Annotated in this window: 26 protein-coding genes; 15 read left to right on the plus strand and 11 right to left on the minus strand. The window is 48.8% G+C overall.

Going from position 1 to position 24,333, the window contains the following annotated elements; all coding sequences use genetic code 11:
• Positions 1-24 precede the first annotated feature (24 nt).
• The 4 genes from crcB to HH196_RS03755 all read right to left on the minus strand — a co-directional run bounded on the left by crcB (position 25) and on the right by HH196_RS03755 (position 4,879).
• On the minus strand, positions 25-396 hold the full coding sequence (gene crcB / locus HH196_RS03740; RefSeq protein WP_169450735.1) for a fluoride efflux transporter CrcB: 372 nt from the start codon (positions 394-396) through the stop codon (positions 25-27).
• The gene (locus HH196_RS03745; RefSeq protein WP_169450736.1) at positions 397-1,752 is read right to left on the minus strand and encodes a replication-associated recombination protein A; all 1,356 of its coding nucleotides are present in this window, start codon (positions 1,750-1,752) and stop codon (positions 397-399) included.
• Entirely contained in the window at positions 1,752-2,327 is a 576-nt protein-coding gene (gene lolA / locus HH196_RS03750) for an outer membrane lipoprotein chaperone LolA (RefSeq protein WP_169450737.1), read from the minus strand. The genes HH196_RS03745 and lolA overlap by 1 nt, the downstream gene beginning before the upstream one ends.
• An 86-nt stretch (positions 2,328-2,413) precedes the next feature.
• Positions 2,414-4,879 (minus strand): DNA translocase FtsK, encoded by a 2,466-nt coding sequence (locus HH196_RS03755; protein ID WP_169450738.1) that lies wholly within the window; start codon positions 4,877-4,879, stop codon positions 2,414-2,416.
• A 182-nt stretch (positions 4,880-5,061) separates the two neighbouring features.
• Here HH196_RS03755 and trxB point away from each other — a divergent pair, with 182 nt between their 5' ends.
• The 4 genes from trxB to infA all read left to right on the plus strand — a co-directional run bounded on the left by trxB (position 5,062) and on the right by infA (position 7,787).
• Positions 5,062-6,018, plus strand: coding sequence for a thioredoxin-disulfide reductase (gene trxB / locus HH196_RS03760; RefSeq protein ID WP_169450739.1), 957 nt, complete (start codon positions 5,062-5,064; stop codon positions 6,016-6,018).
• A gap of 7 nt (positions 6,019-6,025) precedes the next feature.
• Positions 6,026-6,718 carry a leucyl/phenylalanyl-tRNA--protein transferase gene (gene aat / locus HH196_RS03765; protein WP_169450740.1) on the plus strand — a complete coding sequence of 231 codons (693 nt, stop codon included), beginning with the start codon at positions 6,026-6,028 and terminating at the stop codon, positions 6,716-6,718.
• A gap of 5 nt (positions 6,719-6,723) precedes the next feature.
• Positions 6,724-7,449 carry an arginyltransferase gene (locus HH196_RS03770; protein WP_169450741.1) on the plus strand — a complete coding sequence of 242 codons (726 nt, stop codon included), beginning with the start codon at positions 6,724-6,726 and terminating at the stop codon, positions 7,447-7,449.
• 119 nt (positions 7,450-7,568) lie between these two features.
• Positions 7,569-7,787, plus strand: a complete 219-nt coding sequence (gene infA / locus HH196_RS03775) for a translation initiation factor IF-1 (RefSeq protein ID WP_169450742.1) — start codon at positions 7,569-7,571, stop codon at positions 7,785-7,787.
• A gap of 46 nt (positions 7,788-7,833) precedes the next feature.
• On the opposite strand, the gene clpA is transcribed toward infA, so the two are convergent.
• Both clpA and clpS read right to left on the minus strand, forming a co-directional pair.
• Positions 7,834-10,095: an ATP-dependent Clp protease ATP-binding subunit ClpA gene (gene clpA / locus HH196_RS03780; protein ID WP_169450743.1), complete on the minus strand. Its 2,262-nt coding sequence runs from the start codon at positions 10,093-10,095 to the stop codon at positions 7,834-7,836.
• Positions 10,096-10,183: 88 nt separating this feature from the next.
• On the minus strand, positions 10,184-10,507 hold the full coding sequence (gene clpS / locus HH196_RS03785; RefSeq protein ID WP_169452300.1) for an ATP-dependent Clp protease adapter ClpS: 324 nt from the start codon (positions 10,505-10,507) through the stop codon (positions 10,184-10,186).
• 275 nt (positions 10,508-10,782) lie between these two features.
• On the opposite strand from clpS, the gene HH196_RS03790 reads away from it, so the two are divergent.
• A complete protein-coding gene (locus HH196_RS03790; protein ID WP_169450744.1) occupies positions 10,783-11,394 on the plus strand; it encodes a pseudouridine synthase in 612 nt (203 codons plus the stop codon).
• On the opposite strand, the gene HH196_RS03795 is transcribed toward HH196_RS03790, so the two are convergent.
• Positions 11,351-11,812, minus strand: a complete 462-nt coding sequence (locus HH196_RS03795) for a molybdenum cofactor biosynthesis protein MoaE (RefSeq protein ID WP_169450745.1) — start codon at positions 11,810-11,812, stop codon at positions 11,351-11,353. The genes HH196_RS03790 and HH196_RS03795 overlap by 44 nt on opposite strands.
• A gap of 83 nt (positions 11,813-11,895) precedes the next feature.
• On the opposite strand from HH196_RS03795, the gene HH196_RS03800 reads away from it, so the two are divergent.
• From HH196_RS03800 to HH196_RS03820, 5 genes are all read left to right on the plus strand, one after another.
• Positions 11,896-12,381 carry an NUDIX hydrolase gene (locus tag HH196_RS03800; protein ID WP_248276887.1) on the plus strand — a complete coding sequence of 162 codons (486 nt, stop codon included), beginning with the start codon at positions 11,896-11,898 and terminating at the stop codon, positions 12,379-12,381.
• Positions 12,382-12,384: 3 nt separating this feature from the next.
• A complete protein-coding gene (gene mnmA, locus HH196_RS03805; RefSeq protein ID WP_169450746.1) occupies positions 12,385-13,509 on the plus strand; it encodes a tRNA 2-thiouridine(34) synthase MnmA in 1,125 nt (374 codons plus the stop codon).
• Positions 13,506-14,177 carry a high frequency lysogenization protein HflD gene (hflD, locus tag HH196_RS03810; RefSeq protein WP_169450747.1) on the plus strand — a complete coding sequence of 224 codons (672 nt, stop codon included), beginning with the start codon at positions 13,506-13,508 and terminating at the stop codon, positions 14,175-14,177. The genes mnmA and hflD overlap by 4 nt, the downstream gene beginning before the upstream one ends.
• A 306-nt stretch (positions 14,178-14,483) precedes the next feature.
• Entirely contained in the window at positions 14,484-15,848 is a 1,365-nt protein-coding gene (gene purB / locus HH196_RS03815; RefSeq protein WP_169450748.1) for an adenylosuccinate lyase, read from the plus strand.
• A gap of 66 nt (positions 15,849-15,914) precedes the next feature.
• Positions 15,915-16,646 carry an RNA methyltransferase gene (locus HH196_RS03820; RefSeq protein WP_169450749.1) on the plus strand — a complete coding sequence of 244 codons (732 nt, stop codon included), beginning with the start codon at positions 15,915-15,917 and terminating at the stop codon, positions 16,644-16,646.
• A gap of 100 nt (positions 16,647-16,746) precedes the next feature.
• Here the strand turns inward: HH196_RS03820 and gorA are convergent, their stop codons facing one another.
• Complete coding sequence (gene gorA / locus HH196_RS03825) at positions 16,747-18,105, minus strand: glutathione-disulfide reductase (protein ID WP_169450750.1); 1,359 nt, start codon at positions 18,103-18,105, stop codon at positions 16,747-16,749.
• A gap of 140 nt (positions 18,106-18,245) precedes the next feature.
• Here gorA and xthA point away from each other — a divergent pair, with 140 nt between their 5' ends.
• Positions 18,246-19,061: an exodeoxyribonuclease III gene (gene xthA, locus HH196_RS03830; RefSeq protein ID WP_169450751.1), complete on the plus strand. Its 816-nt coding sequence runs from the start codon at positions 18,246-18,248 to the stop codon at positions 19,059-19,061.
• On the opposite strand, the gene HH196_RS03835 is transcribed toward xthA, so the two are convergent.
• Positions 19,058-19,960 carry a universal stress protein gene (locus HH196_RS03835; RefSeq protein ID WP_169450752.1) on the minus strand — a complete coding sequence of 301 codons (903 nt, stop codon included), beginning with the start codon at positions 19,958-19,960 and terminating at the stop codon, positions 19,058-19,060. The genes xthA and HH196_RS03835 overlap by 4 nt on opposite strands.
• A 194-nt stretch (positions 19,961-20,154) precedes the next feature.
• Here HH196_RS03835 and HH196_RS03840 point away from each other — a divergent pair, with 194 nt between their 5' ends.
• The gene (locus tag HH196_RS03840; RefSeq protein WP_169450753.1) at positions 20,155-20,475 is read left to right on the plus strand and encodes a metalloregulator ArsR/SmtB family transcription factor; all 321 of its coding nucleotides are present in this window, start codon (positions 20,155-20,157) and stop codon (positions 20,473-20,475) included.
• Between the two features lies 1 nt (position 20,476).
• Here the strand turns inward: HH196_RS03840 and HH196_RS03845 are convergent, their stop codons facing one another.
• Positions 20,477-20,788, minus strand: coding sequence for an AzlD domain-containing protein (locus tag HH196_RS03845; RefSeq protein ID WP_169450754.1), 312 nt, complete (start codon positions 20,786-20,788; stop codon positions 20,477-20,479).
• A complete protein-coding gene (locus HH196_RS03850) occupies positions 20,785-21,444 on the minus strand; it encodes an AzlC family ABC transporter permease (RefSeq protein ID WP_169450755.1) in 660 nt (219 codons plus the stop codon). Before HH196_RS03850 ends, HH196_RS03845 begins: the two co-directional genes overlap by 4 nt.
• 243 nt (positions 21,445-21,687) lie before the next feature.
• Here HH196_RS03850 and HH196_RS03855 point away from each other — a divergent pair, with 243 nt between their 5' ends.
• The 3 genes from HH196_RS03855 to rarD all read left to right on the plus strand — a co-directional run bounded on the left by HH196_RS03855 (position 21,688) and on the right by rarD (position 24,111).
• Positions 21,688-21,879, plus strand: coding sequence for a PA3496 family putative envelope integrity protein (locus tag HH196_RS03855; protein WP_169450756.1), 192 nt, complete (start codon positions 21,688-21,690; stop codon positions 21,877-21,879).
• Positions 21,880-22,138: 259 nt separating this feature from the next.
• Positions 22,139-23,227, plus strand: coding sequence for a histidinol-phosphate transaminase (gene hisC / locus HH196_RS03860; protein WP_169450757.1), 1,089 nt, complete (start codon positions 22,139-22,141; stop codon positions 23,225-23,227).
• Positions 23,224-24,111, plus strand: a complete 888-nt coding sequence (gene rarD, locus HH196_RS03865; protein WP_169450758.1) for an EamA family transporter RarD — start codon at positions 23,224-23,226, stop codon at positions 24,109-24,111. Before hisC ends, rarD begins: the two co-directional genes overlap by 4 nt.
• Positions 24,112-24,333 lie beyond the last annotated feature (222 nt).

Raw genomic sequence — 24,333 nt, forward strand, 5'->3', positions numbered from 1 at the left:
ATCAAACTTCCTATAAATCACTAATCAAATCAGGCGTGTTAGCCAAATCGCCACCGCTAAAGCAGTGACGGATAAAACGACGCTCAATAGTACATAAAAGATCGCTGCGGTGACATGACCTTCATGGATCAAGGTCACTGTTTCGAGCGAAAAAGTTGAAAAAGTTGTAAATGCCCCGAGAAAACCGGTCATTAACAGTGGGCGCATCTCAGCTGGTAACTTTGCGCGCTCCATAATGAGCACGAAAAAGATACCCATTAATAGCGATCCAACAACGTTGGCAGTTAGTGTGCCTACCGGAAGTTTCTGGTCTGCAGAGTTAAGCCAACCACTGAGCCAGTAGCGCGACATAGCACCTAGTGCACCCCCTAGTGCAACACTGAGTATATGAAGCATTTAGCTATCTCTCCTCTTGCTGTAGCGTTTGATTGGGCTCTGATGATCAGCCTCCGCGAGCCAATCCATCTTTTCGCGTAACTTAATCTCTAAGCCACGACTCTCTGGCAAATAGTAGCTTCGCTCTGCGATCTCTTCTGGCAGGTAGATCTCACCTGCAGCATATGCGTTGGGTTCATCATGTGCATAACGGTAACCCTCACCAAAGCCCTGCTCCTTCATAAGATTAGTTGGCGCATTGCGCAGGTGGTTAGGCACTTCATAGCTTGGCTCTTTGGCAACATCAGCTCGACACTGATTAAAGGCCTTATAGAGGGCATTGCTTTTAGGGGCGAGCGCACAGTAGACAGCAGCTTGCGCGATGGCTCGTTCGCCCTCAGCAGGCCCTACCCGTTCAAATGCATCCCAAGCGGTAATAGCGACCTGCATAGCGCGTGGATCAGCGTTACCAATATCTTCAGAGGCGATCGCCACTAAACGACGCGCTATATAGAGTGGATCACAACCCGCATCCAACATGCGACAATACCAATAGAGGGCCCCATCTGCACTCGAGCCACGAACTGACTTATGAAAGGCGGATATCTGATCATAGAAGAGATCGCCACCCTTATCGTATCGTCTAACCCCAGCAGAGAGGACATCAGATAGAGCAGAGAGACGAACGACCTCACCCTGCTCTGAAGTCTCAGCAAGCTCAGAAGCGATCTCTAATAGATTGAGTGCTCTTCTGCCATCACCATCAGCAGCCTCAGCTAAGGCCTTGATGACACCCTCTTCAAATTGCAGCTTGCGCTCGACCAACTGACTGTCCATGGCAAGCGCTCGAAGCAGAAGTTGTTCAAGGGTATCGCTTCCTAGGGCTTTTAATGGATAGACCCGTGCCCTAGATAGCAGAGCGTTATTCAACTCAAAGGATGGGTTCTCTGTTGTTGCGCCAATAAAGATCAGCGTCCCCTCTTCAACATAGGGGAGAAATGCATCCTGTTGGGCCTTATTGAAACGATGGACCTCATCAACAAAGAGAATAGATTTACGGCTAGACTGGACACGTAACATCTTGGCGCGCTCAACTGCGGCACGCACCTCTTTAACACCATCCATGACAGCAGAGATAGAGAGAAACTCAGCATCCACATAGTGAGCGATCAAACGTGCAAGTGTTGTCTTACCCACACCTGGTGGGCCCCACAAAATCAATGAGTGGATTGAACCCTGCTCTAATTGACGACGTAGCGGCTTGCCCTCAGCAAAGAGATGATCCTGCCCTAGGTAGTCATCCAGTGATTGCGGCCGCATACGCGATGCCAGCGGCTCGTATGCGGTCGAAGGGGCGTCCGAGAAGAGATCGCTCATTAAGAACCACCCACCTCAATAAGATCGACCCCGACAGGCGGTTCAAATTGAAAAATCGTTGCATCGAATGATTCAGGAAAGGTGATATCAGTCAGCATAATTAGAGAGCGCTGCCCTAAGGTATCTTCGATCAACAGCTCAGCAAGTCGATCTTCGGTAAAGAGCATACGCAGGCGTTTAAACTCAGCTTGTTCAGCCAGCAGAGGCTTCAACTCATAGAGAGTGTTGCTAGCGCCAGCATCAATCAACGTGACATCAAAGTAGCTTTTTAATTGGCTCAACGAACCACCAAGCACACGAGCCGGTGTCATCACCTCACCCTCGCCCAATGGACGGCGAGTCACCTGCTCCAGGTCAGGATCATAGACCCAGAGCGATAGACCATCGGAAACAATCACCTGAGGAAAAGGCTTCTCAGTCTCCCAACGAAACTTCTCTGACCCTTCAAGCCAGAGCACACCCTCAGAGACCTCCTCACGTGCGGAGCCCTCACCTAACGAGTACTGCTGAAATTTTGCAGATAGACGCTGATGTGACTGAAGTTTTGCAGAAAGATCCTCAACATCTGAAGCCATCACTGAACTGCTAGCACTCATGGCACTAACACAAAGAAACATAGAGGCTAGGATTAATCTTCGAAACATCATTACAACCCCTGAATTTAATCCCGCGGTGGCGGTGGTGCTAACACTTCGCGCTGACCATTACTGCCCGCCTCAGTTACAACACCTGCAGCTTCCATGGTTTCAATCATACGTGCAGCCCGGTTGTAGCCAATCTTGAGCTTACGTTGCACTGAAGAGATAGACGCTTTACGTGTCTCCAATACAAAGGCTACCGCCTCGTCATAAAGCGGATCTGCCTCATCATCAAACAGGCTGCCACCGCCTCCAGCAGCGGCCCCGCCCTCTGAGCCATCACTTAAAATGGCATCTACAAAAACAGGCTCACCCAAAGCTTTCCAAGCTTCCACAACACGATGCACCTCATCATCACCGACGAATGCACCGTGGACACGATTAGGAACCGATGTACCCGCTGGTAGGTAGAGCATGTCACCGTTACCAAGCAGGTTCTCAGCACCGGATTGATCAAGAATGGTGCGAGAGTCGATCTTAGATGAGACCTGGAACGCAATGCGAGTAGGCACGTTTGCTTTAATCAGACCGGTAATAACATCCACTGATGGGCGTTGGGTTGCCAGAATCAAATGGATACCCGCTGCACGCGCTTTCTGGGCAATACGAGCAATCAGCTCTTCCACCTTCTTACCGACAATCATCATCATGTCGGCAAACTCATCTATCACAACAACGATGTACGGAAGCGTCTCTAGAATAGGCGCCGGATCGGTAGGAGAAAGCCCCTGCTCCATCGGATTCCATAGAGGATCTCGCAGTGGCTCGCAACGAGCTGCAGCTTCAGCGACCTTCTCATTGAAACCTGCAATATTACGCACACCTACCTTAGCCATGAGACGGTAGCGATTCTCCATCTCAGCCACACACCAACGTAAACCGCCAGCAGCCTCTTTCATATCGGTGATGACCGGCGTTAATAGATGCGGAATACCATCATAAATTGAGAGCTCTAGCATTTTTGGGTCCACCAGCATCAAACGAACCTCTTCAGGGGTCGCTTTAAATAGCAGACTTAAAAGCATAGCGTTAACACCCACCGACTTACCTGAACCGGTGGTACCCGCCACCAATAGGTGGGGCATCTTAGCGAGGTTGGCAACAACTGGGTTACCCGCAATATCATTACCAAGCGCTAGAGTCAGTTTAGAGGCTGCATCTCGATACGGCTTAGAGGTTAGGACCTCAGAGAGACGAACCATTTCACGCGAGTGGTTAGGTATCTCTATACCCATCACTGACTTACCAGGAATAACCTCAACGACACGAACAGCACTTACAGCCATTGAACGTGCCAAATCTTTAGCAAGGTTTGAGATCTTGCTCGCCTTAACACCCGGTGCTGGCTGAATCTCAAAGCGGGTAATAACAGGACCTGGGTTAACCTCAACCACCTCAGCGACCACACCGAAATCAAGCAGCTTCTGCTCAAGTAGACGTGAAAGGTGTTCAACCTCTTCTGGAGTATAGCCAGAGTCGGTTTTAAGTTCGGGTGGATCGAGAAGGTCCAAACTTGGAATTTTGATTTTAGCGACGCGTTTAGGCGCAGGCTTAGCATCCACCTCATCATCACTATCCATAGGCTTATGAGTCTCAGATAGTGGCACGATCTTAGGACCTTTCTTAGCCTCAAGTGCTGACTCTACAACGTCAAGCTCAGTGCTCTTCGCACTCATATCTGGAGCCGAAGTCGATTCAAGTGCTGGTGTAATTGCTGGTTCTACAGTTTCGGTTGATAGATCAGTCAGATCACCAAGTGAAGGTTCATCAATAAACTCTGGTTCGTTTCTAGGCGTCTCTGTTCGCACTGGACGAACATTCATCTCACGCTCTGCACGCTTAGGGGTTACCTGAGCCGCGGATTTAACTTCACTCCCTTCAGTGAGTTTTGACCACCCCCACAAAACTGCACGCCCCAAGCCATCAAGTAGCTGTTTCCATGTAATGTCGACATAGAAGATAGCGCCAATAACAGCGATAACCCAAAACAGCAGAGTTGCACCAATCACATTGAGCCAGCGAACCATGAAGTCGCTTAATGCGAGTCCCGAAAGACCGCCAGCGGTAAAAGGCATCTGTAGATTGGCATTACTGATGTGAATAGCAGCAAGCGAAGAGATGGCGAGCACCAGAAAAATTGCACCGGCAACTCGAAGCACAACAAATGGCAACATATCGACGGTACCGAGGTAGCGGCGGCGAAGCCAACGAAGTGCTGGAACAATAGTTAAGAAAGGGACAATAAAGGCGGCAACACCCACCCAAGAGACAAAGTAGTCTGCAAACCAAGCACCCAACCAGCCAGCCCAGTTACTCACATCGGCTTGATAACCTTGGTGAGACCAGCCTGAATCACGGGCGTCGTAACTAACCAGCGCGACCATCAAAAGAAGATTGATACCTATCGCCAAAACCAGAAAGGTTTCGCGCGCCACACGATTTAACTGCGTGGTTAAACTGAGCGGTGAAGCTGAAGGTTGATTGCTCAAAAAAAGACCCTTAACACAAACCTAAAAAACTTGAAGCAAAATACCATAAATATGCCCATCAGGGCGATCTCTTGAGCCCTTAAACTTATAAAGTGACAGTTAGGCTATTGATCTCTGGTTGAATTAACGTTTCACTGGCCACATATTTGTTAAAACTGAATTATATTTTGGACGAGTTAAAGATGAGCGAAGTACAACATCACCGTTTAGTTATCCTTGGTTCTGGCCCTGCTGGCTACACAGCTGCAGTCTACGCAGCACGCGCCAACCTCAACCCTGTCGTGATTACCGGCATGCAACAGGGTGGCCAGCTCACCACAACCACTGAAGTCGACAACTGGCCTGGCGATGTTGAAGGTGTACAAGGTCCTGAGCTTATGCAGCGTATGCAAGCACACGCTGAGCGCTTTAACACTCAAATCATTTTCGATCACATTAACAAAGCTGAACTAACCCAGCGCCCATTCAAATTGACTGGCGACATGGGTACTTACACCTGTGACGCACTCATCATCGCAACCGGCGCATCAGCTCAGTACCTAGGTCTTGAGTCTGAAGAGGCATTCAAAGGCAAGGGTGTAAGTGCATGTGCGACCTGTGACGGTTTCTTCTACCGCAATCAGAAAGTGGTTGTCGTGGGTGGTGGTAACACTGCAGTTGAAGAGGCACTCTACCTATCCAACATCGCTGCAGAAGTGACTCTAGTGCACCGCCGCGATTCACTTCGCTGTGAGAAGATCATGGCAGACAAGTTGATGGAGCGTGCAGAGAACGGCAACATCAAGCTAGTTTGGAACCATACAATCGACGAAGTACTTGGCGACAAGATGGGCGTAACCGGCATTCGAGTTAAGAGCACAGAGAGTGGCGAAACTCAGGATCTAGAAGCTCAAGGCGTATTCATCGCTATCGGCCACAAGCCAAATACAGAGCTATTCATAGATCAACTTGAGATGGAGCATGGCTACCTGAAGATCCGTTCTGGACTTGAAGGTAACGCGACACAAACCAACATCGAAGGCGTCTACGCTGCAGGTGATGTGTGTGACCACATGTACCGTCAAGCGATCACCTCGGCTGGCTTCGGCTGTATGGCTGCACTGGATGCGGAACGTTACCTAGATAACCTCGGTAAATAAAAGCTCCATGTACCTCCCCTGGTTGGAAACTGGGGATCCCCAGTTTCCAACAATTGATCTCGCCCTAGATGAACCCAACGGCCTTCTTGCTGCCGGTGGCGAGCTCACCCCACAATGGCTTACTGATGCCTATCAAAATGGCATATTTCCTTGGTTTAGCGACGACGACCCCATTCTTTGGTGGAGCCCCTCTCCTCGCTGCGTCATGTTTCCAGAGCAGTTTCATCTTTCAAAATCGCTTCGCAAAACGATACGCAATTTGCACTATGAAATTCGCATAGATCAGAGCTTTGAAAAAGTCATGCGCGCCTGTGCAGCACCGCGCGCAGATCAAAACGGAACCTGGATTTCAGAGGAGATTATCAAGGCCTATAGCCAACTTCATCGCATGGGCATCGCCCACTCTGTTGAGCTATGGGTAGAGAACGAACTAGTCGGCGGACTCTATGGTCTCAACTTCGGTCGAATCTTCTTCGGGGAATCGATGTTTTCCCTAAGAGCTAACGCATCCAAGATCGTTTTTCATCACCTATGTGGCAAACTTCAAGAAGCGAACTATGCTGTAATTGATTGTCAGGTATACAACCCTCACCTGGCTTCACTTGGTGCGGTTGAAATTGATCGCGAAAGATTTAAAAATCTACTCCAAGGGTGCAGTGAACAGCCTGCGTTTGATCCTTGGTTAGAGAAAAGGTGGTAGTTTCGATGTCCAATCTGCAAACACTTAAATTTTTTGTAACCCCGCCACACGACTGCAGCTACATCAAGCCAGCCGAAGCGGTTACATTGTTCGTCGACCCACAAGCAGAGATCAATCGCCCCACTTACACACATCTAACACAACTCGGCTTTCGTCGCAGCGGCACCCATATCTACCGCCCTCACTGTGAGTATTGCAAAGCGTGTATCTCAGCCCGAATCCCTGTTGAGCAATTTAATCTCTCTAAGGGGCAGCGCCGAATTAGCAATAAAAATAGCGACATCTTAGTTGAGACTATTATGCCGAGGCTCGACGAGGAGATTTGGCAGCTCTACCAGAGCTACATAAGCGAACGGCATCAGGATGGCGATATGTATCCGCCAACCAAAGAGCAGTTCGATAGCTTCCTAGTAGAGACCAACCAAGAGACACGCTTCCACCTATTCAGAGATAGCGAAGGCACACTGCTAGCGGTCGCCGTTACAGACCAACTCGAAGATGGCATCTCTGCGGTCTACACCTTCTTTAGCCCCTACCATGATAAACGCAGCCTTGGTGTATACGCTGTACTTTGGCAAATTGAATATCTAAAAACACGCCGCGAACCCTACCTCTATCTCGGCTACTGGGTGAAATCTTGCCGTAAGATGACCTACAAAACCGGATTTAAACCGCTTGAAATCCTTTTAGACGATAATTGGGTAGCGGCAACCGATGATATGATCCTATAGACCATTTCACTTTCAGCTCGTTTTCAGGCAGAATACGCGACCTTCAGGACCAATTAATCGAAAATACGCAGATTTGCGGTCGATTAATTAGGAAAGATTCAATTAAGAGTAGGTAGTTAATGGCTAAAGAAGACGCTTTTGAAATGGAAGGTACGGTAATTGATACCCTTCCTAACACGATGTTCCGTGTAGAACTGGAGAACGGTCACGTTGTGATTGCACACATCTCTGGCAAAATGCGCAAAAACTACATCCGTATCCTTACGGGCGATAAAGTGAAAGTTGAACTAACTCCATACGACCTAAACAAAGGCCGAATCACTTACCGCGCTCGCTAAGCTTTTCGTAGTAAAGCGGTTAGCAACAGATCTCGAGAGATGGCCACTAAACAGTGGCCATCTCTTTTTCTGTAATGGTTAACGTTAGCTCACCATCGCTACCAACCCCGATCTCAACACTACCGCCCGCCTCTGCAAGTTCACCAAACAGAATCATCTCTGCCAGTGGTTTCTTGATCTTCTCTTGAATGAGACGGCGCATAGGTCGCGCACCCATCTTCTCGTCGTAGCCCTTCTCAGCTAGCCAATCGGATGCGTCTGCTGTGGCGTGGATTGATACAGCCTTGTCATCAAGCTGCGCCTGCAACTCCATCAAGAACTTATCAACCACTCCGCGCACGATTTTTGGCGTCAAGGCTTTGAACTGAACAACCGAATCCAGACGGTTACGGAACTCAGGCGTAAAGAGACGTTTAATCGCCTCCATACCATCGCTACTGTGATCTTGCTTGGTGAAGCCGAAGCTAGCACGCCCCATATCTTCAGCACCCGCATTGGTAGTCATGATCAGAATGATGTTTCTGAAGTCCGCTTTACGACCATTGTTATCGGTTAGCGTACCGTTATCCATCACCTGTAGAAGCAGGTTGAATACCTCTGGGTGCGCCTTCTCAATCTCATCAAGCAGAACCACTGCATGTGGCGACTTAGTCACCGCCTCAGTTAACAAGCCACCCTGATCAAAGCCAACATATCCCGGCGGTGCACCAATCAGGCGTGATACGGTATGGCGTTCCATATATTCCGACATATCGAAGCGGATCAACTCGATCCCCAGAATACGAGCCAACTGGGCAGTAACCTCTGTCTTACCAACACCGGTAGGACCTGCAAATAGGAAGCTACCGACGGGTTTGTTAGGCTCTTTTAGGCCTGCGCGCGAAAGCTTGATCGCTGCCGCGAGATTATCGATCGCTTCATCCTGCCCCAACACAACCATCTTCAGATTGCTGTCGAGTTTAGCCAACTGCTGTTTATCAGATGCAGAGACGCTCTTAGGCGGAATACGAGCAATTTTCGCGACGATATTCTCGATTTGAACCACGTCGATAATCTCGACCCGTTTCTCCTCAGGAATAAGACGCTGATATGCACCCGCCTCATCAATCACATCGATCGCCTTATCAGGCAAGTGCTTCTCGTTGATGTAGCGATCAGCCATCTCAGCGGCCGCCTTAAGTGCTGCATCTGAGTATTTAATATTGTGATGCTCTTCAAAGCGAGAACGCAGGCCTTTCAGAATCTGATAGGTCTCATCAACACTTGGCTCAAGCACATCGACCTTCTGGAAACGGCGAGCCAAGGCTCTATCCTTTTCAAAAATGCCACGAAACTCTTGGAAGGTGGTCGATCCAATACAGCGAAGCTTACCTGAGCTAAGGAGCGGTTTAAGAAGGTTGCTGGCGTCCATCGAACCGCCTGAGGTCGCACCTGCGCCGATAATGGTATGGATCTCATCGATAAACAGCACCGCTTCCGGTTGCTCTTTGATCTCATTGAGCAGCGCTTTGAGACGCTTCTCAAAATCACCACGATATTTAGTGCCCGCTACTAGCGCACCCAGGTCTAATGAGTAGACAACTGAGTTAGCGATAACATCCGGCACCTGCTCTTCGATGATCAGTTTAGCAAGACCCTCAGCAATAGCAGTCTTACCGACACCCGCCTCACCTACCAACAGCGGGTTATTTTTGCGACGACGCGAAAGGATCTGAATAACGCGCTCAACCTCTTCATCGCGCCCTACAAGTGGGTCAATCTGACCCAGAGCAGCCTGCTTGTTGAGGTTGATCGCATATTTAGAGAGCGCGCTCTGTTCTTGCTGCTGCTCAGCCTGCCCCTCACCTTCAACGCTGTTATTTTCAGGCTGTTCTGATTCGCCCGCGCCGTGTGAGATGTAGTTAACAACATCTAAACGCTCAATCCCTTGGGATAGCAAGAAGAAGACTGCCTGGCTCTCCTGCTCGCTAAAGATAGCCACGAGCACGTTAGCACCCGTTACCTCACTCTTACCTGAAGATTGAACATGGAATACGGCACGCTGCAGTACCCGCTGAAAACCGAGTGTAGGTTGAGTTTCAGCATCCGCCACATTCTCAGGGAGCAGTGGCGATGTCTGCGCAATAAACTGAGTCAACTGAGCTCGCAAGCGGTCTAGATCTGCACCGCATGCAGCCAGCACTTCAAAGGCGTGACGGTTCTCAAGCAACGCCAGTAGCAGATGCTCAACCGTAAGAAATTCGTGGCGCTGTGATCCCGCAGACCTAAACGCGGTGCTAAGGGTATCTTCTAACTCTCTGTTTAACATATACCGCCTCCATCAGACTCCATTAAGGAATCGACTTAACACTCAGAAACTTTAATCTAGCACTAAACGCATAACATTTGTTTAGAAGTTAAGCTGGCTCAACTTCACACAGCAACGGATGCTTATTTTCGCGTGAGAACTGATTCACCTGATCCGCTTTGGTCTCAGCGACATCACGCGTATAGATCCCACACACACCCTTACCTTGAGTATGCACCGCCAACATCACCTGCGTCGCCTTCTCCTGATCAAGATTGAAGAAGATCATTAACACATCAATCACAAACTCCATTGGAGTATAGTCATCGTTTAGCAAAATCACCTTATAGAGTGAGGGTTGCTTTAACTTGGGCTGCGCTTCTGCAGTGGCTAAACCTGGTGGCTGATGCTCTTCATCACCATCAGGACCCATTGTAAAAATATGTTTCAAATCAACCTCTTTAACAATCAAGGGCCATCAATCCCTTGTAAAACAGCTCAATAATTAAGGCGTACGATGTAACCCTTAGAAGCGATCTCTAATAGTCATCATAGAACCATAGGTTGTAGAGCGATTCAAATATTCCACTAACACTCTAGATGTGGGTTAAGGCATGCGTTTTCAAGTGGTTAGTAGTTGCAAAGTGTTTGAGTTAATTAGGTATAAACGCTAGTTCATAAGCGAGCCATGCCTTAACATTAGCAGCTATGGCGACCATCTATCTTCTTAACAAACCGTTCAACGTGCTTTCGACTTTCACCGATAACGAAGGGCGCGCGACGCTAAGCGAATACATCAATACGCCAAATATCTACGCTGCAGGTCGATTAGACTACGACTCTGAAGGCTTATTGATACTGACTGATGAGGGCCAACTGCAACATCAGCTCGCCAACCCCAAGTTCAAATTGGCCAAGACCTACTGGGTGCAAGTTGAGGGGGAGATCAACGATGAGGCCCTAGATCAACTTAGTGCGGGTGTAACTCTTAAAGATGGACCAACTCGCCCGGCCCAAGCTAAACGAATAGATTCGCCTCAGATCTGGGATCGAGTTCCACCCATCCGTGAGCGAAAATCGATTCCCACTAGCTGGATAGAGCTAAAAATTAGTGAGGGTCGAAACCGACAGGTTCGTAGGATGACGGCAGCTGTTGGCTACCCCACTCTGCGATTAATTCGTGCAGCGATAGGTAACTGGAGTTTGGAAAACCTGCAACCAGGTGAGTGGCGCACCGAAACAGTTCATCTCAGCTCCCCAAAACAGAGTGATAGAGCTAAGCGTCGTCCGACCAACGCTCAGCGGCAGCGACGTCGCTAGATTTTTGTTCAACCCAAACAGAACCTTTATCGCTCACTTCACGTTTCCAGAATGGCGCATCTCGTTTTAGATAATCCATGATGAAGCTAGCGGCTTCAAAAGCAGCAGCTCGGTGTGCAGAGCTGACAGCCACCTGAACCACCTCATCCGAGAGTCGCATAGCACCGACCCGGTGAACGATAAATACGCGTTTAAGAGGCCAACGCTCACGCGCCTGAGCTGTGATCTTCTGCAGCGCTTTTTCGGTCATTCCTGGATAGTGTTCAAGCTCCATAAAGTCGAGATCAGCGTCTGGAAGTTCACGCACCATACCGGTAAAAGAGACAAGCGCACCAACCCCTTGTGAATCCTCTTTCAACCACTGCAAACCGGCTGCGCTATCAAATGCCTGCTCTACGACTTCAATATGATCCTGCATTACCACTCCAAAATCAGATTTGCCCCTCGGCAGGGCTCTAAAGTTTGGTATGATAGGCGTTCACATTCACAGAATAAACTCAGATGTCCCAAATAGATTCAAAAGCTGATACTCAAGTGCGCTGGTTCCCCCATGCTACGGTGGCTACCATCGTTGAAAAAGAGGGTAAATTTCTCCTTGTAGAAGAGCTCATTAACGGTACGGAGCTGGTACTGAATCAACCCGCTGGACACGTTGAGAATAACGAAACCTTCTTTCAGGCGGCTATTCGTGAAACCTACGAAGAGACGGGCTGGAAAGTTGAGCTAGAGTCGGTATTGGGGCTTTATGTCTACCGCGTACCTGAGCGAGACCTCACCTTTCACCGCGTCACCTTTATCGCGCGCGCCGTTGATTTCGACCCATCACTCACACTCGATGAGGGCATCGTGCGGGCACTTTGGATGACCCGTGATGAGATAGCTGCAGCCAAAGAGCGCCTTCGCAGCCATCTAGTCCTTGAGTGTGTTGATGACTACTTAAATGGTAAACAGTTCCCACTCTCCATGATTCAAGACAGTTTGGAATAGACGATGAGTAACAAAGCAATTTCAGAGACCAAAGTGATCGTTGGCATGTCCGGCGGTGTCGACTCATCTGTATCCGCTTACCTTCTTCAGCAGCAGGGCTATCAGGTTGAAGGGCTCTTCATGAAGAACTGGGACGAGGACGATGGCACTGAGTACTGCACTGCTATAGAGGACCTGGCTGATGCTCAGGCAGTCTGCGATAAATTAGGTATCCATCTGCATACGGCAAACTTTGCATCCGAGTACTGGGATAACGTCTTTGAACACTTCCTTGAAGAGTATAAAGCGGGTCGTACCCCTAACCCAGATATCCTCTGTAACCGCGAGATTAAATTCAAAGCCTTTCTTGAGTACGCTCAAATGCTTGGTGCAGACATGATCGCCACCGGTCACTACACCCGTCGTCGTTTAGAGGGTGATAAAGGTTTACTACTCAAAGGACTCGACCCAAACAAGGATCAGAGCTACTTCCTGCATCAAGTTGGCCACAAAGAGTTGGCGATGACCCTCTTCCCCGTCGGCGAACTTGAGAAGCCAGAGGTTCGAAAAATTGCTGAGAAGCTCGAGCTTGCTACTGCAAAGAAGAAGGATAGTACGGGTATCTGCTTTATCGGAGAGCGCCGTTTCAGCGACTTCCTTAAGCAGTACCTACCAGCGCAGCCAGGCAAAATAGTCACACCAGATCGCGACCCTATTGGTCAGCACCAAGGCTTGATGTACTACACACTCGGTCAACGTCAGGGGTTAGGAATTGGCGGCTTAGCCAACTACTCTGAGGATCCATGGTTTGTTGCGGGTAAGGATCTTGGGCGTAACGAGCTGATCGCTGTTCAGGGAATAGATAACGAACTTCTCTACAGCGAGTGGCTTCACGCCTCTGAGATCTTCTGGATTAGTGGAGAGGAGCCAGAGCTTCCCCTGCGCTGCACAGCCAAGGTGCGATACCGTCAGCCAGATCAGGCCTGCACTCTGTTTAAAGAGGGTGATGGGTACCGAGTGGAATTTGACGAGCCTCAGCGCGCCGTTACACCTGGCCAATCACTGGTGATCTACCTAGATGATCTATGTCTAGGCGGGGGCGTAATAGAGTTCAGTTCTCGTGATTTGAGCTGGGAGTTTGCGCAATGAATAACAGAGATCAACAAGCGATCGCACTGGCAGGCGTGTTTCAAGCGGCCCATCTAGTTGACCAGATAGCACGCCAAGGCAGCTGTGCAACCAGCAGCATGGAAGCATCAATTGCTAGCCTATTTGAGATGAACCCAAACTCAACTGAAGATGTTTTTGGCGGCCTGGCTATGCTACCAATAAACCTTCATGATGGCTTTAACACAATCAAACAAGTAATTGAAAAAAAAGGCAATGTATTTTCACCTATGGTGATGCGTTACGCACTTAGCATCCTCACACTTGAGAAAAAACTGAGCCAAAACAGTAGCTACCTTAGCACTATCGGAGAGCGCCTTACTGAACTTGAACAGAAGGCAAATTACTTCTGGGCGTCTAGCAATTCAGATGACCAAGAACCTGATCCAAAACGCTTCTCTCACTCGACCGTAGTGGCAGGTATCGATGCGCTCTATCGCGATACCATCTCGAACTTCAATTTCCGAATTCAGGTTCAAGGTGACCCAAGTAACCTCCAAAACAACGAAAACGCTGCCCGCATTCGCGCCCTACTCTTAGCTGGCATCCGCGCAGCGATGCTTTGGCGGCAGGTGGGCGGCAAGCGCTGGCATCTGATCTTCTTTAGATCACGTGTGGGCGATTCAATCGAGCGGTTGAAGCGGGTATAGAGAGTGGGGTCAGACCAGAAGACAGACCCTGGGGCGGTTGCCGTAGGAGCGCATTCCCGCGAAGCGTGAAGCCGCGAAAGGACCGCAAAGCGGTCCGCCATCTTCGACCTATTAACAATCTCTCTTACATATCGCGGCTTGCCCTTTGGGCAATGCGCTCCTACGCGACCTTGAAAACACTCTGCAGGAACGCATAACTCCGAAGGGGTAAGCCGCGAAAGAATCCCTTTAACACTCCCAAAACGCTCCATTTTTCTATATAATCTCGCACCTAAATTTCACGCTAAACCAAGAGATTATTTCTACATGGAACTCAACGCTCTCACCGCCGTTTCACCGGTTGATGGCCGCTACGGCAGCAAAACTTCTGACCTACGTTCAATTTTCAGTGAATTCGGTCTAATTCGTTTTCGAGTAGAGGTTGAGATTCGTTGGTTACAACAGCTTGCTGAACATGCAGGTATTGCAGAAGTACCAGCGCTAAGCGCAGAAGCTAACGCGCTTCTGAACAACCTTGTAGATAACTTCTCATTAGCAAATGCAGAGCGCATCAAAGAGATCGAACGTACCACTAACCACGACGTTAAAGCGGTTGAGTACTTCATCAAAGAGAGCTTTGCAGATAACGCAGAGTTGAATGCGATCAGCGAGTTCGTTCACTTCGCATGTACCTCTGAAGATATTAACAACCTATCACACGCACTTATGCTGAAAAACGGTGTAGCCGTGGTTCGCAAAGAGATGGTTGAGATCGAATCACAGATCGCCAAACTTGGACGTGACTTTGCTGAGCAGCCAATGCTCTCTCGCACCCACGGTCAGACTGCATCACCTTCTACCCTTGGTAAAGAGATGGCAAACGTCGCTTACCGTCTGCGTCGCCAGATCAAGCAACTAGATGCGATTGAATTTTTAGGCAAAATCAACGGTGCTGTGGGTAACTACAACGCTCACCTAAGCGCCTACCCAGAGATCGATTGGGAAGCAAACGCAGAGAGCTTTATCAACAAGCTAGGCATTAGCTGGAACCCGTACACAACTCAGATTGAGCCACACGACTACATCGCAGAGCTGTTTGATGTTGTATGTCGTTACAACACCATCCTGATCGATTTCGATCGCGACGTGTGGGGCTACATCGCTTGGGGTTACTTCAAGCAGAAAACCATTGCAGGTGAAGTTGGCTCATCAACAATGCCGCACAAAGTTAACCCGATCGACTTTGAAAACTCTGAGGGTAACCTTGGTATTGCGAATGCCATCATGGGCCACCTAACTGCGAAACTACCTATCTCTCGCTGGCAGCGCGACCTAACTGACTCAACGGTTCTTCGTAACCTTGGCGTTGGTTTTGGCCATTCGTTAATCGCCTACGCTGCGACACTAAAAGGTATCAGCAAACTAGAGGTAAACGCTGCGCGTCTAGATGCAGACCTTAATAACAGTTGGGAGGTACTAGCAGAGCCTATCCAGACTGTGATGCGCCGCTACGCAATTGAAGAGCCATACGAGAAGCTAAAAGCACTTACACGTGGCAAAGGGATGACCAAAGAGGTGATGCTTGATTTCATCGAGACTCTTGAGATTCCAGAGAGTGCGAAAGCTGAACTTCGCCAGCTTACTCCAGCAAACTATGTAGGTAACGCTGCAGCGCAAGCTAAACGCATCTAAGCCTGGTTAACCCTAAATAGAGGCGAGCCCCCTGCTCGCCTCTCTTATTTCTGAATAAGACTCGCTATGCTCAGTAATGTTCGAATCGTTCTTGTTGAAACCTTTCACCCTGGCAATATTGGGGCCGCAGCTCGCGCCCTAAAGAATATGGGGTTAAGTCAGCTATGGCTGGTTAATCCTCGTGAGTTTCCTTGTGAAGAGGCGGAATCGCGTGCAGCTGGAGCTAAAGATATTCTGGAACATGCGCGCGTAGTCTCTACTGTTGAAGAGGCGATCGCCGATTGCCAATTGGTGGTGGGTACTAGCGCTCGTGAACGCAGCTACGACCTCCCCCTTCAAGATTTAGAGATCGCCGCTAAGCAGATTCATACTGAATCAAATAGTGGCGAGATCGCGATTCTATTTGGCCGTGAGACGATGGGGCTTAATAACAAAGAGATGTTGCTCTGTAACCGACATCTCTTTATTGATGCCAATCCAGACTACCCAGTTCTTAATGTATCTCAAGCGATTCAATTGGTCTGCTACGAGATTCGCCGCGCATCTCGCCTACAGGTCGGTGAAATACCGGAAGCACCCTACCCACGCCAACAGGAGATGGTGCTCTTCTACGAACATTTGGAGAGAGTACTTCGCCGAGTGCGCTTCATCATCCCGCAACATGAAGGGCGAGTTCTGGATAAACTCCGCCGCTACTTCAACCGCACCCGCCCAGAGAAGGCGGAGATGGGCATGCTGCGTGGTGTATTGAATTCGATTGAAGAGACATTGGATAGCGAAGGTAAAGGCGAGAAGTAATTTTCGCGGCTTCGCCTTCGGCGAATGCGCTCCTACGCGACATTGTAAATACACCGTAGGAGCGCATTCCCGCGAAGCGGGAAAGCGCGATCAAAATCGATTACCTCGTCTTCGTCCGCATAGTAACAAACTCCTCCGCTGCCGTTGGGTGAATCCCAATGGTGCGATCGAAGTCCGCTTTGGTTGCACCTGCAGTCACAGCAACAGCAAGCCCCTGCAAGATTTCACCAGCATCGGCACCGACCATATGAATACCGATGATTTTATCGCTCTCGGCATCGACGATCAGTTTCATCAACGTGCGCTCTTCGCTACCACTTATCGTGTGGCGCATCGCACGAAAATCTGAAACGTAGACATCGACATTGGCAAACCGCTGCCGCGCCTGCTCTTCTGTAAGCCCAAGAGTACCGATATTTGGCTGACAGAATACTGCAGTCGGAATGAGTTCATAGTTAGGCACTTTGCCCTGCCCAGTGCCATATAGGTTCTCTACCAATGCCATCGCCTCTGCCAACGCAACGGGTGTTAACTGTACACGATCGATCACATCACCTAAGGCATAGATTGATGGCACAGAGCTTTGGAACTGATCATTTACCTCAATCGCACCGGCACTATTTAGCTTAACGCCGGCGCTCTCTAGACCTAAATTCGCTGTTTTAGGTTTTCGACCTGTCGCATACAAGATCTGATCAACAACCCGCACCTCACCATTCGCCAGAGTGATATCAAGTGCACCGTCTGCACGTCGCGCAATAGAGGCAACGTCCGTATTGAAGCTCAATTTCACACCCTTACGTGCAACCTCAGTCGCGGTAAATTCACGCACCTCTTGGTCAAAACCACGAAGGAATAGATCTCCGCGATAGACAAGCTCAGCATCTGCACCTAGGCCTGCGAAGATACCGGCAAACTCAATTGCGATATAACCACCACCTACAACCATGACACGCTGTGGGAACTGCTCAAGGTCAAACACCTCATTGGAAGTGATCGCATGCTCTTTGCCTTGGATCTCAGGGACAAAAGGCCAACCACCCACAGCAATCAAAATACGCTCTGCGGTAAGGGTTTTGCCTGCGACCTCAACACTGTTTGGCCCAGTCACAACTGCACGACCATCAATTAGGTCACACCCCGAACCCTCTAAAAGACGACCATAGATGCCGTTTAGACGAGCAATTTCGCTCTTCTTGTTATCACGAAGTGTTGCCCACTCAAAAGAGATGCTACCTGCCTGCACGCCAAAACCACGCGCTTCCTCCATCTCCTGCATATACTCCGATGCATAGACATAGAGCTTCTTCGGAACACAGCCTACGTTGACACAGGTACCACCCAACTGACGATCCTCTGCCACGGCAACTCGAACACCCTTAGAGGCCGCCATACGTGCTGCACGCACGCCACCAGAACCTGCACCAATAACAAAAAGATCGTAATCGTAATTGCTCATTTAAAGCCCAATCCATTAGCTGTTTTGAATATATAGGAAGCTTAACCCAGTAGGAGTCATTCATCCAATTAACTCGAGCAAAGATTGCCATAGAGCAAAGCTATTTTGGTAAAATCCCCATAACTCAACAGGAGATCCATATGTTCGTCGTCTCATTCAACACCAATGGCATCCGTGCCCGTTTCCATCAGCTTGAAGCTTTAGTGACTAAACACGCTCCAGATGTGATTGGAATTCAAGAGACCAAGGTGCACGACGATCAGTTTCCTATTGAAGAGATGGAGAAGCTGGGTTATCACGCCTACTTCCACGGCCAGAAGACCCACTACGGCGTCTGCCTGCTTTCAAAAGAGCCTGCACTCAATATTCAGAAAGGGTTTGCGACTGACGCTGAAGATGCCCAACGCCGTATGATCATAGGTGAGTTCGCAACCGCTAAAGGCGACAGACTGACAGTTATTAATGGCTATTTTCCGCAAGGCGAAAACATCGCTCACGAAACCAAGTATCCCGCTAAACGTAAGTTTTATGCAGATCTCAGTGAGCACCTAGCAGCAAACTGCAGCAACCAAGCCAATCTTTTGGTGATGGGTGATCTCAACATCTCATCGACTGATTTAGATATTGGTATCGGTGAGGAGAATCGTAAGCGCTGGCTAAAGAGTGGTAAGACAAGCTTTCAACCAGAAGAGCGTGCATGGTTACAGCGCCTATATGACTGGGGTTTGGTTGACTCCTACCGCGAACAGAACCCGACCGATAACACTCACTACAGCTGGTTTGACTACCGCAGTCGCGGCTTTGAAGATACGCCCAAACGAGGCCTACGTATCGACGCGATTATGCCTACCCAACCGCTCATGACGAAGTGCGTAGAGACCGGTATCGATCTTGAGATACGTGGTATGGAGAAGCCTTCAGACCACGCACCGGTTTGGGCAAGATTCGATATCTAAAAGCCGTGAATGATCAGCAGGTCCTGATCTAACTTATTAAGGAGTCGAGCGGTTGTACTCCCCATCAACAATCGCTCAACCCACCCCTTCTCTGGCGCACCAAGGATGAGTATGTCTATCTGCTCCTCTTCACAGAAACGCTGTAGCTGCTCATCAGTTTCACCCACCATAAGTTTTAGTAGCGGCTTGCCCAGCGGTCTATCTAGAGGTTTAAGCAACTCTTCTATACGAGCACGATGCTCTTCACCCACTTGCGTCTGCAGCGAATCAAAGTCCGTCACCAGGTGCTCATCGAAGATGACCGACTGCGGCAAGGCTTGGAAACAGTGAACAACATGCAGCTCTGCACACAACTGGTTCGCAATGCGATCGGCGTAGCCCAACAGCTTTTTCTCTAGAGTGTCGTCACGGCTATCTAGGTGAAAAGGATCAATAGCAACCGCTACCCGAGGGTGCACACCCCAGGGTTTATCGTTAACAAGAAGAAGCGGCCCATGAAGCTGATTGACCAGCTCCTGCTCATCACCACCCACTAACCAATCCAGTAGGTCGTGGCGTTGGATACGAGGCACTACCATCAATTCAGGCTGGTAACGTTGCGACTGTTCAAGTGCAGCTTTCAAGAAGCTTGGGTGCCAGCGCATATCGGGCACAACCTGCTGTGGCAAATCACACTCATCAATATGTGCCTCAGCCTGGTTAAGTCGATGCTGAATAGAGAGCTGTAAAGCACTCTCTTGAGATTCGGCATCGCTGTCAGTCGCCTGTTCAAAGGATGCGTTATAGACGGACTGGAACCACTCGATGTGGGCATCTTTTGCACAGAGTGCAGCCGACTTCTCAAGGGGCTGAGGTGAAAAGTGGCTCTCTTCTGTTGCTACAAGTACTCGTTTAAACATAGGGCTCTCCTTATCATCTGTTCATTATAGTCAGAAGAGTTGGAACTTTTCGCTTCAACATTAAAAACTGTGACTTTGCTCAATTAGATAGGCGATTAGCTTTAAAAAGAGAATTAGAAATTTACACAGAAAGGCAAATTGGTTATATTCACTTTTTCTTATATAAGAGCAATTTTAGCCAGAGGCCTAAATAAATGACGACAACCCGACTCTCTCCTGAATCTCTAGAAATGATGCGAGAAAATGCAGGTGAAGCGGCGCGCTTAATGAAAGCCCTCGCCAACGACAGTCGTCTTATGATCCTCTGTTACTTAGATGGTAAAGAGCTTTCAGTATCAGAACTGAATGAGAACCTAGACCTCAGTCAGTCAGCACTATCACAACACCTTGCAGTGCTTCGTCGAGATGGCCTAGTGAAGACGCGCCGTGATTCACAAACGATCTTCTACACATTAGAAGGTGACCGTGCCCAGCGTATTATCGCAACGCTTCACGGAATGTACTGCGGCATCTAACTCAAATCAAAAAGATGTAAAACGCACTGCCTAGGGCAATACTGAGCAGTGCATTTCGGCTGAACCATTGCGTAAACGCCACAATCACCAGCGACAACCCACTTACCCATCCTTGCCCACCTGCTAGAGGTAGATCAGCCGTAGCGTAGACAACCAGCAGCACCATAACCACCGGTGGCAGATACTCTCCTAAATAGACTAGAAGTGGATGCTCTCTGTAGCGTCCCAAAAAAAGGAAAGGCATAGCACGGGTACTCGCCGTTGCTAGCATCGCTATCAGGATAAACAGCGTTAGATAGAGCCAGTCACTCATCGCACCCTCCGATAGTTCAGCAACAACAGTACTAGTGATAGTACGATAGACAACAGCAGCATTTGATTGCTCCAGAGCCAGATAGCCAGCAAACCAACAACCAACGCAGCAGCCATTAGACCTAAAGAGCGACTAGTTCGATACTGCTCTACCATCATCACCACAAAGAGAGCCGGCAAAACGATCTCCAAGCCCATCTCAGGCATCGTGATCGCTGAACCCAACAGCGCACCCAACAGAGTACCCATTACCCAATAGCTTTGATTGATGGCAGCAATCCGCCAGTAGTCATCCTGTTTAAGGCCAACCTCCTTGGGTAGCCCTGTAATAAGTGAGTAGGTCTCATCAGTCAGGGCGAAAATCATATATCTTCGCTTCCACCCTTTTAGCTCTAGACGGGAGAGCATCGATAAACCATAGAAGATATGTCGAGCATTGAGCAGAAATACTGCAATGGCAACAGCAACTAGGGAGGCGTGATTGGCTACCAAGCCCACAGATAAAAACTGAGCTGAGCCCGCAAAAATAAAGAGGCTCATAGCAACAGCCCAGTACCACTCATAGGGCAATTCAGTAACAAACAGAACACCAAATGCCATCCCTAAGGGTACGTAACCAAAAAAGACCGGCAGGGTTAATCGGAACAACGAAGTCATAGGATAGTCAGGTCGCAAAACTCTAAAGAGAGTGAAATGTAAACAATCGCCCCACAATTGAACAGCCCAAGCGCCTATTTCTCGTAATCCTTAGCTCAATAATCCATAGCTTTTTTAATCAAAAAATTAAGAACCAAATAGTAAAAATTAATTTTCTTAAAAAAAACGAGCTGAACTATATTCCGCATTATGCGGTGAGGGTTCATCGCAGTTAAAAATGTACTTATAGAGTGAGATTCAGAGATGGGCAGTAAAGTCCGTGTCGACCAAGCGATCGATGACCTCGAAGATTGGAGCGATCAGCTAGAGCAAGACGACGAAGAGCAGAAATCACGTGTGCGATACAATCCAAAACGTCGCCGCCAGATTGAAGACTATATGGAAGAGCGCTTTCTAGCCAGCCAGCTTCGTGACACTTACGACGAACTAACTTAAGCAAACTGGATATCCGCCAGCGCTTAAAAAAGGCAACATGAAGAACCTTCAAGTTAAAAACTTGTCTTCATTAACTGCCGCTGTTTATAGTGATTACTCGAACCCGTGCCTTACACGATGAGGGGCGAGTTTGAAAAATTCGACCGATGCCAGTAGTTTCGCTGCCATCGGTCGAACTCTTTTGGGCTGTAGCTTCTCTTTCCCTGCCCCATTTGCTACTATCGCCACTTAATAATCACGCACCGATTTAGGTATCTTAATGAACAAGTTCTGGAGCCCTCAGATCAACGATCTGGTTCCCTATACACCGGGCGAACAGCCAAAGATTGCCAATCTCATTAAACTCAATACAAATGAGAATCCATACCCACCTGCCCCAGGTGTGAAAGAGGTAATCAATTCATTCGAGAGTGACCGTCTGCGTCTCTATCCAGACCCTGAATCGAGTGAATTGATTACACAGCTAGCTGAGTCATACCAGCTTCCTAAAGACCACATCTTTGTAGGTAACGGTTCTGATGAGGTGCTTGCGCACGCCTTTATGGCCTTTTTCCGTCAGGCTAAACCTCTCTACAAACCAAGCATCACCTACAGTTTTTATGAGGTGTACGCCGACCTTTACGGGATTGAGTTAGTTGATGTACCGCTAACAGACGAGTTTGCTATCGATCTACAGCAATACCCATCTGAAAATGGCGGTATCATCTTTGCTAATCCAAACGCACCAACGGGAGTGGCACTGCCACTGACTGAGATCCGAGCACTGCTTGATCGCAACCAGGATTCTGTTGTTTTAGTCGATGAAGCCTACGTGGATTTTGGCGGTGAATCGGCTACACAACTGGTCACTGAGTATCCAAACCTAGTTGTGACCCATACCTTCTCTAAATCTCGATCCCTCGCTGGTATGCGTGTTGGTTTTGCATTTGCGCACCCTACTCTTATCGATGCACTGAATCGCGTTAAGAACTCTTTCAACAGCTATCCACTGGATATGCTAGCAATTGCCACTAGCGTCGCTGCACTTAAAGATAAGAGCTACTTTGATGCTACCTGTGAAAAGATCATTACGACTCGTGAAAATTCGGCAGCAGCTCTAAAAAAACTAGGCTTTGAAGTACTTCCGTCAGCAACCAACTTTGTTTTTGCTAAGCACCGATACATTGAAGGTGCCGAGCTGATGGGATTCCTCCGCACCAAAGGCATTCTAGTTCGCCACTTTAGCAAACCGATCATCAGCGATTACCTCAGAATAACCATCGGCACCGATGCAGAGATGCAAGCGATGCTGGATGCCCTTAAAACACATCCAGATATTGTTGAATTGCCGATTGGGGATGGTGAGTGAATCAAGCGGCTGAGATCGAACGTAAAGGGTTAATAGAGGGCACCCTCGCCTACCTCATCTGGGGTAGTTTTGGCCTCTACTTCACACTCTTAGCTCCGGTACCCTCAGATGAGGTTCTAGCCCACCGAATTATCTGGTGTATCTTGTTTGTGATCGCCCTACTGGCTTACCAGCACAAAATTGGTTCGACCCTCGAAATCTTTAAAAACTGGAAAACCCTAGGTTGGCTGACGATCTCTTCCCTGCTGATTAGTGGTAATTGGTATGTATACATCTGGGCAGTAGGCTCTGGACAGGTGTTGGCGGCAAGTCTTGGATACTTCATCACCCCGCTACTCTCTGTGCTGTTAGGCGGCATATTCTTTAAAGAGCGCTTCAATAAGCTGCAAATTATCGCCTTCTGTTTAGCGGTTGTAGGTGTGCTTTGGCAGGTGTTTGCTATGGGCATCTTCCCATGGATTGCATTGAGCCTTGGCATTCTCTTTGCCTTCTACGGCGTGATACGTAAGCGCGTTGCGGTCGATTCCGTCAGCGGTCTTCTGGTCGAAACAGCAATTGTACTGCCAGTGGCTCTACTCTACGTTAACCACCTCAACCAGCAGAACACAGACCACTTTGCCGAGTTCTGGTTACCTCTGGTTGGCTCAGGGTTGATGACAGCAGTACCGCTTATTCTATATGCCGCAGCAGCACGTAAGTTACTTTTCAGCACCCTAGGCTTCCTAAACTACATCGCTCCAATTATTCAGTTCCTCTCTGCCGTTTTTATATTGGGCGAAGAGTTCTCACTGAACCGCTTTATCAGTTTTGCATTCATCTGGGCAGCGCTGATTGTCTTCTCGTTGAACTTGTTGCGGCAGGCTAAGAAGCGTAAGACAGCTTAATCTATAGCGGGACCGGAAAGCCCCGTAGGAGCGCATTACCCTGCAAGGGTAAGCCGCGAAAAATAAATCACAAATTACGCTCCATTAATCTTTTGTTGATCGTGTTTTTATATAGGCGTGGTGAATCGTCGCGTTTGGGAATATACACCGCTTTGAGGTGTGATCGCGGCTTCGCCTTTGGCGAATGCGCTCCTACGCGCCCCTGCAAACACACCGTAGGAG

Origin of the sequence: Marinobacterium sp. LSUCC0821 (assembly GCF_012848475.1) — a bacterium.
Classification (GTDB): Bacteria; Pseudomonadota; Gammaproteobacteria; order Pseudomonadales; family Balneatricaceae; genus Marinobacterium_E.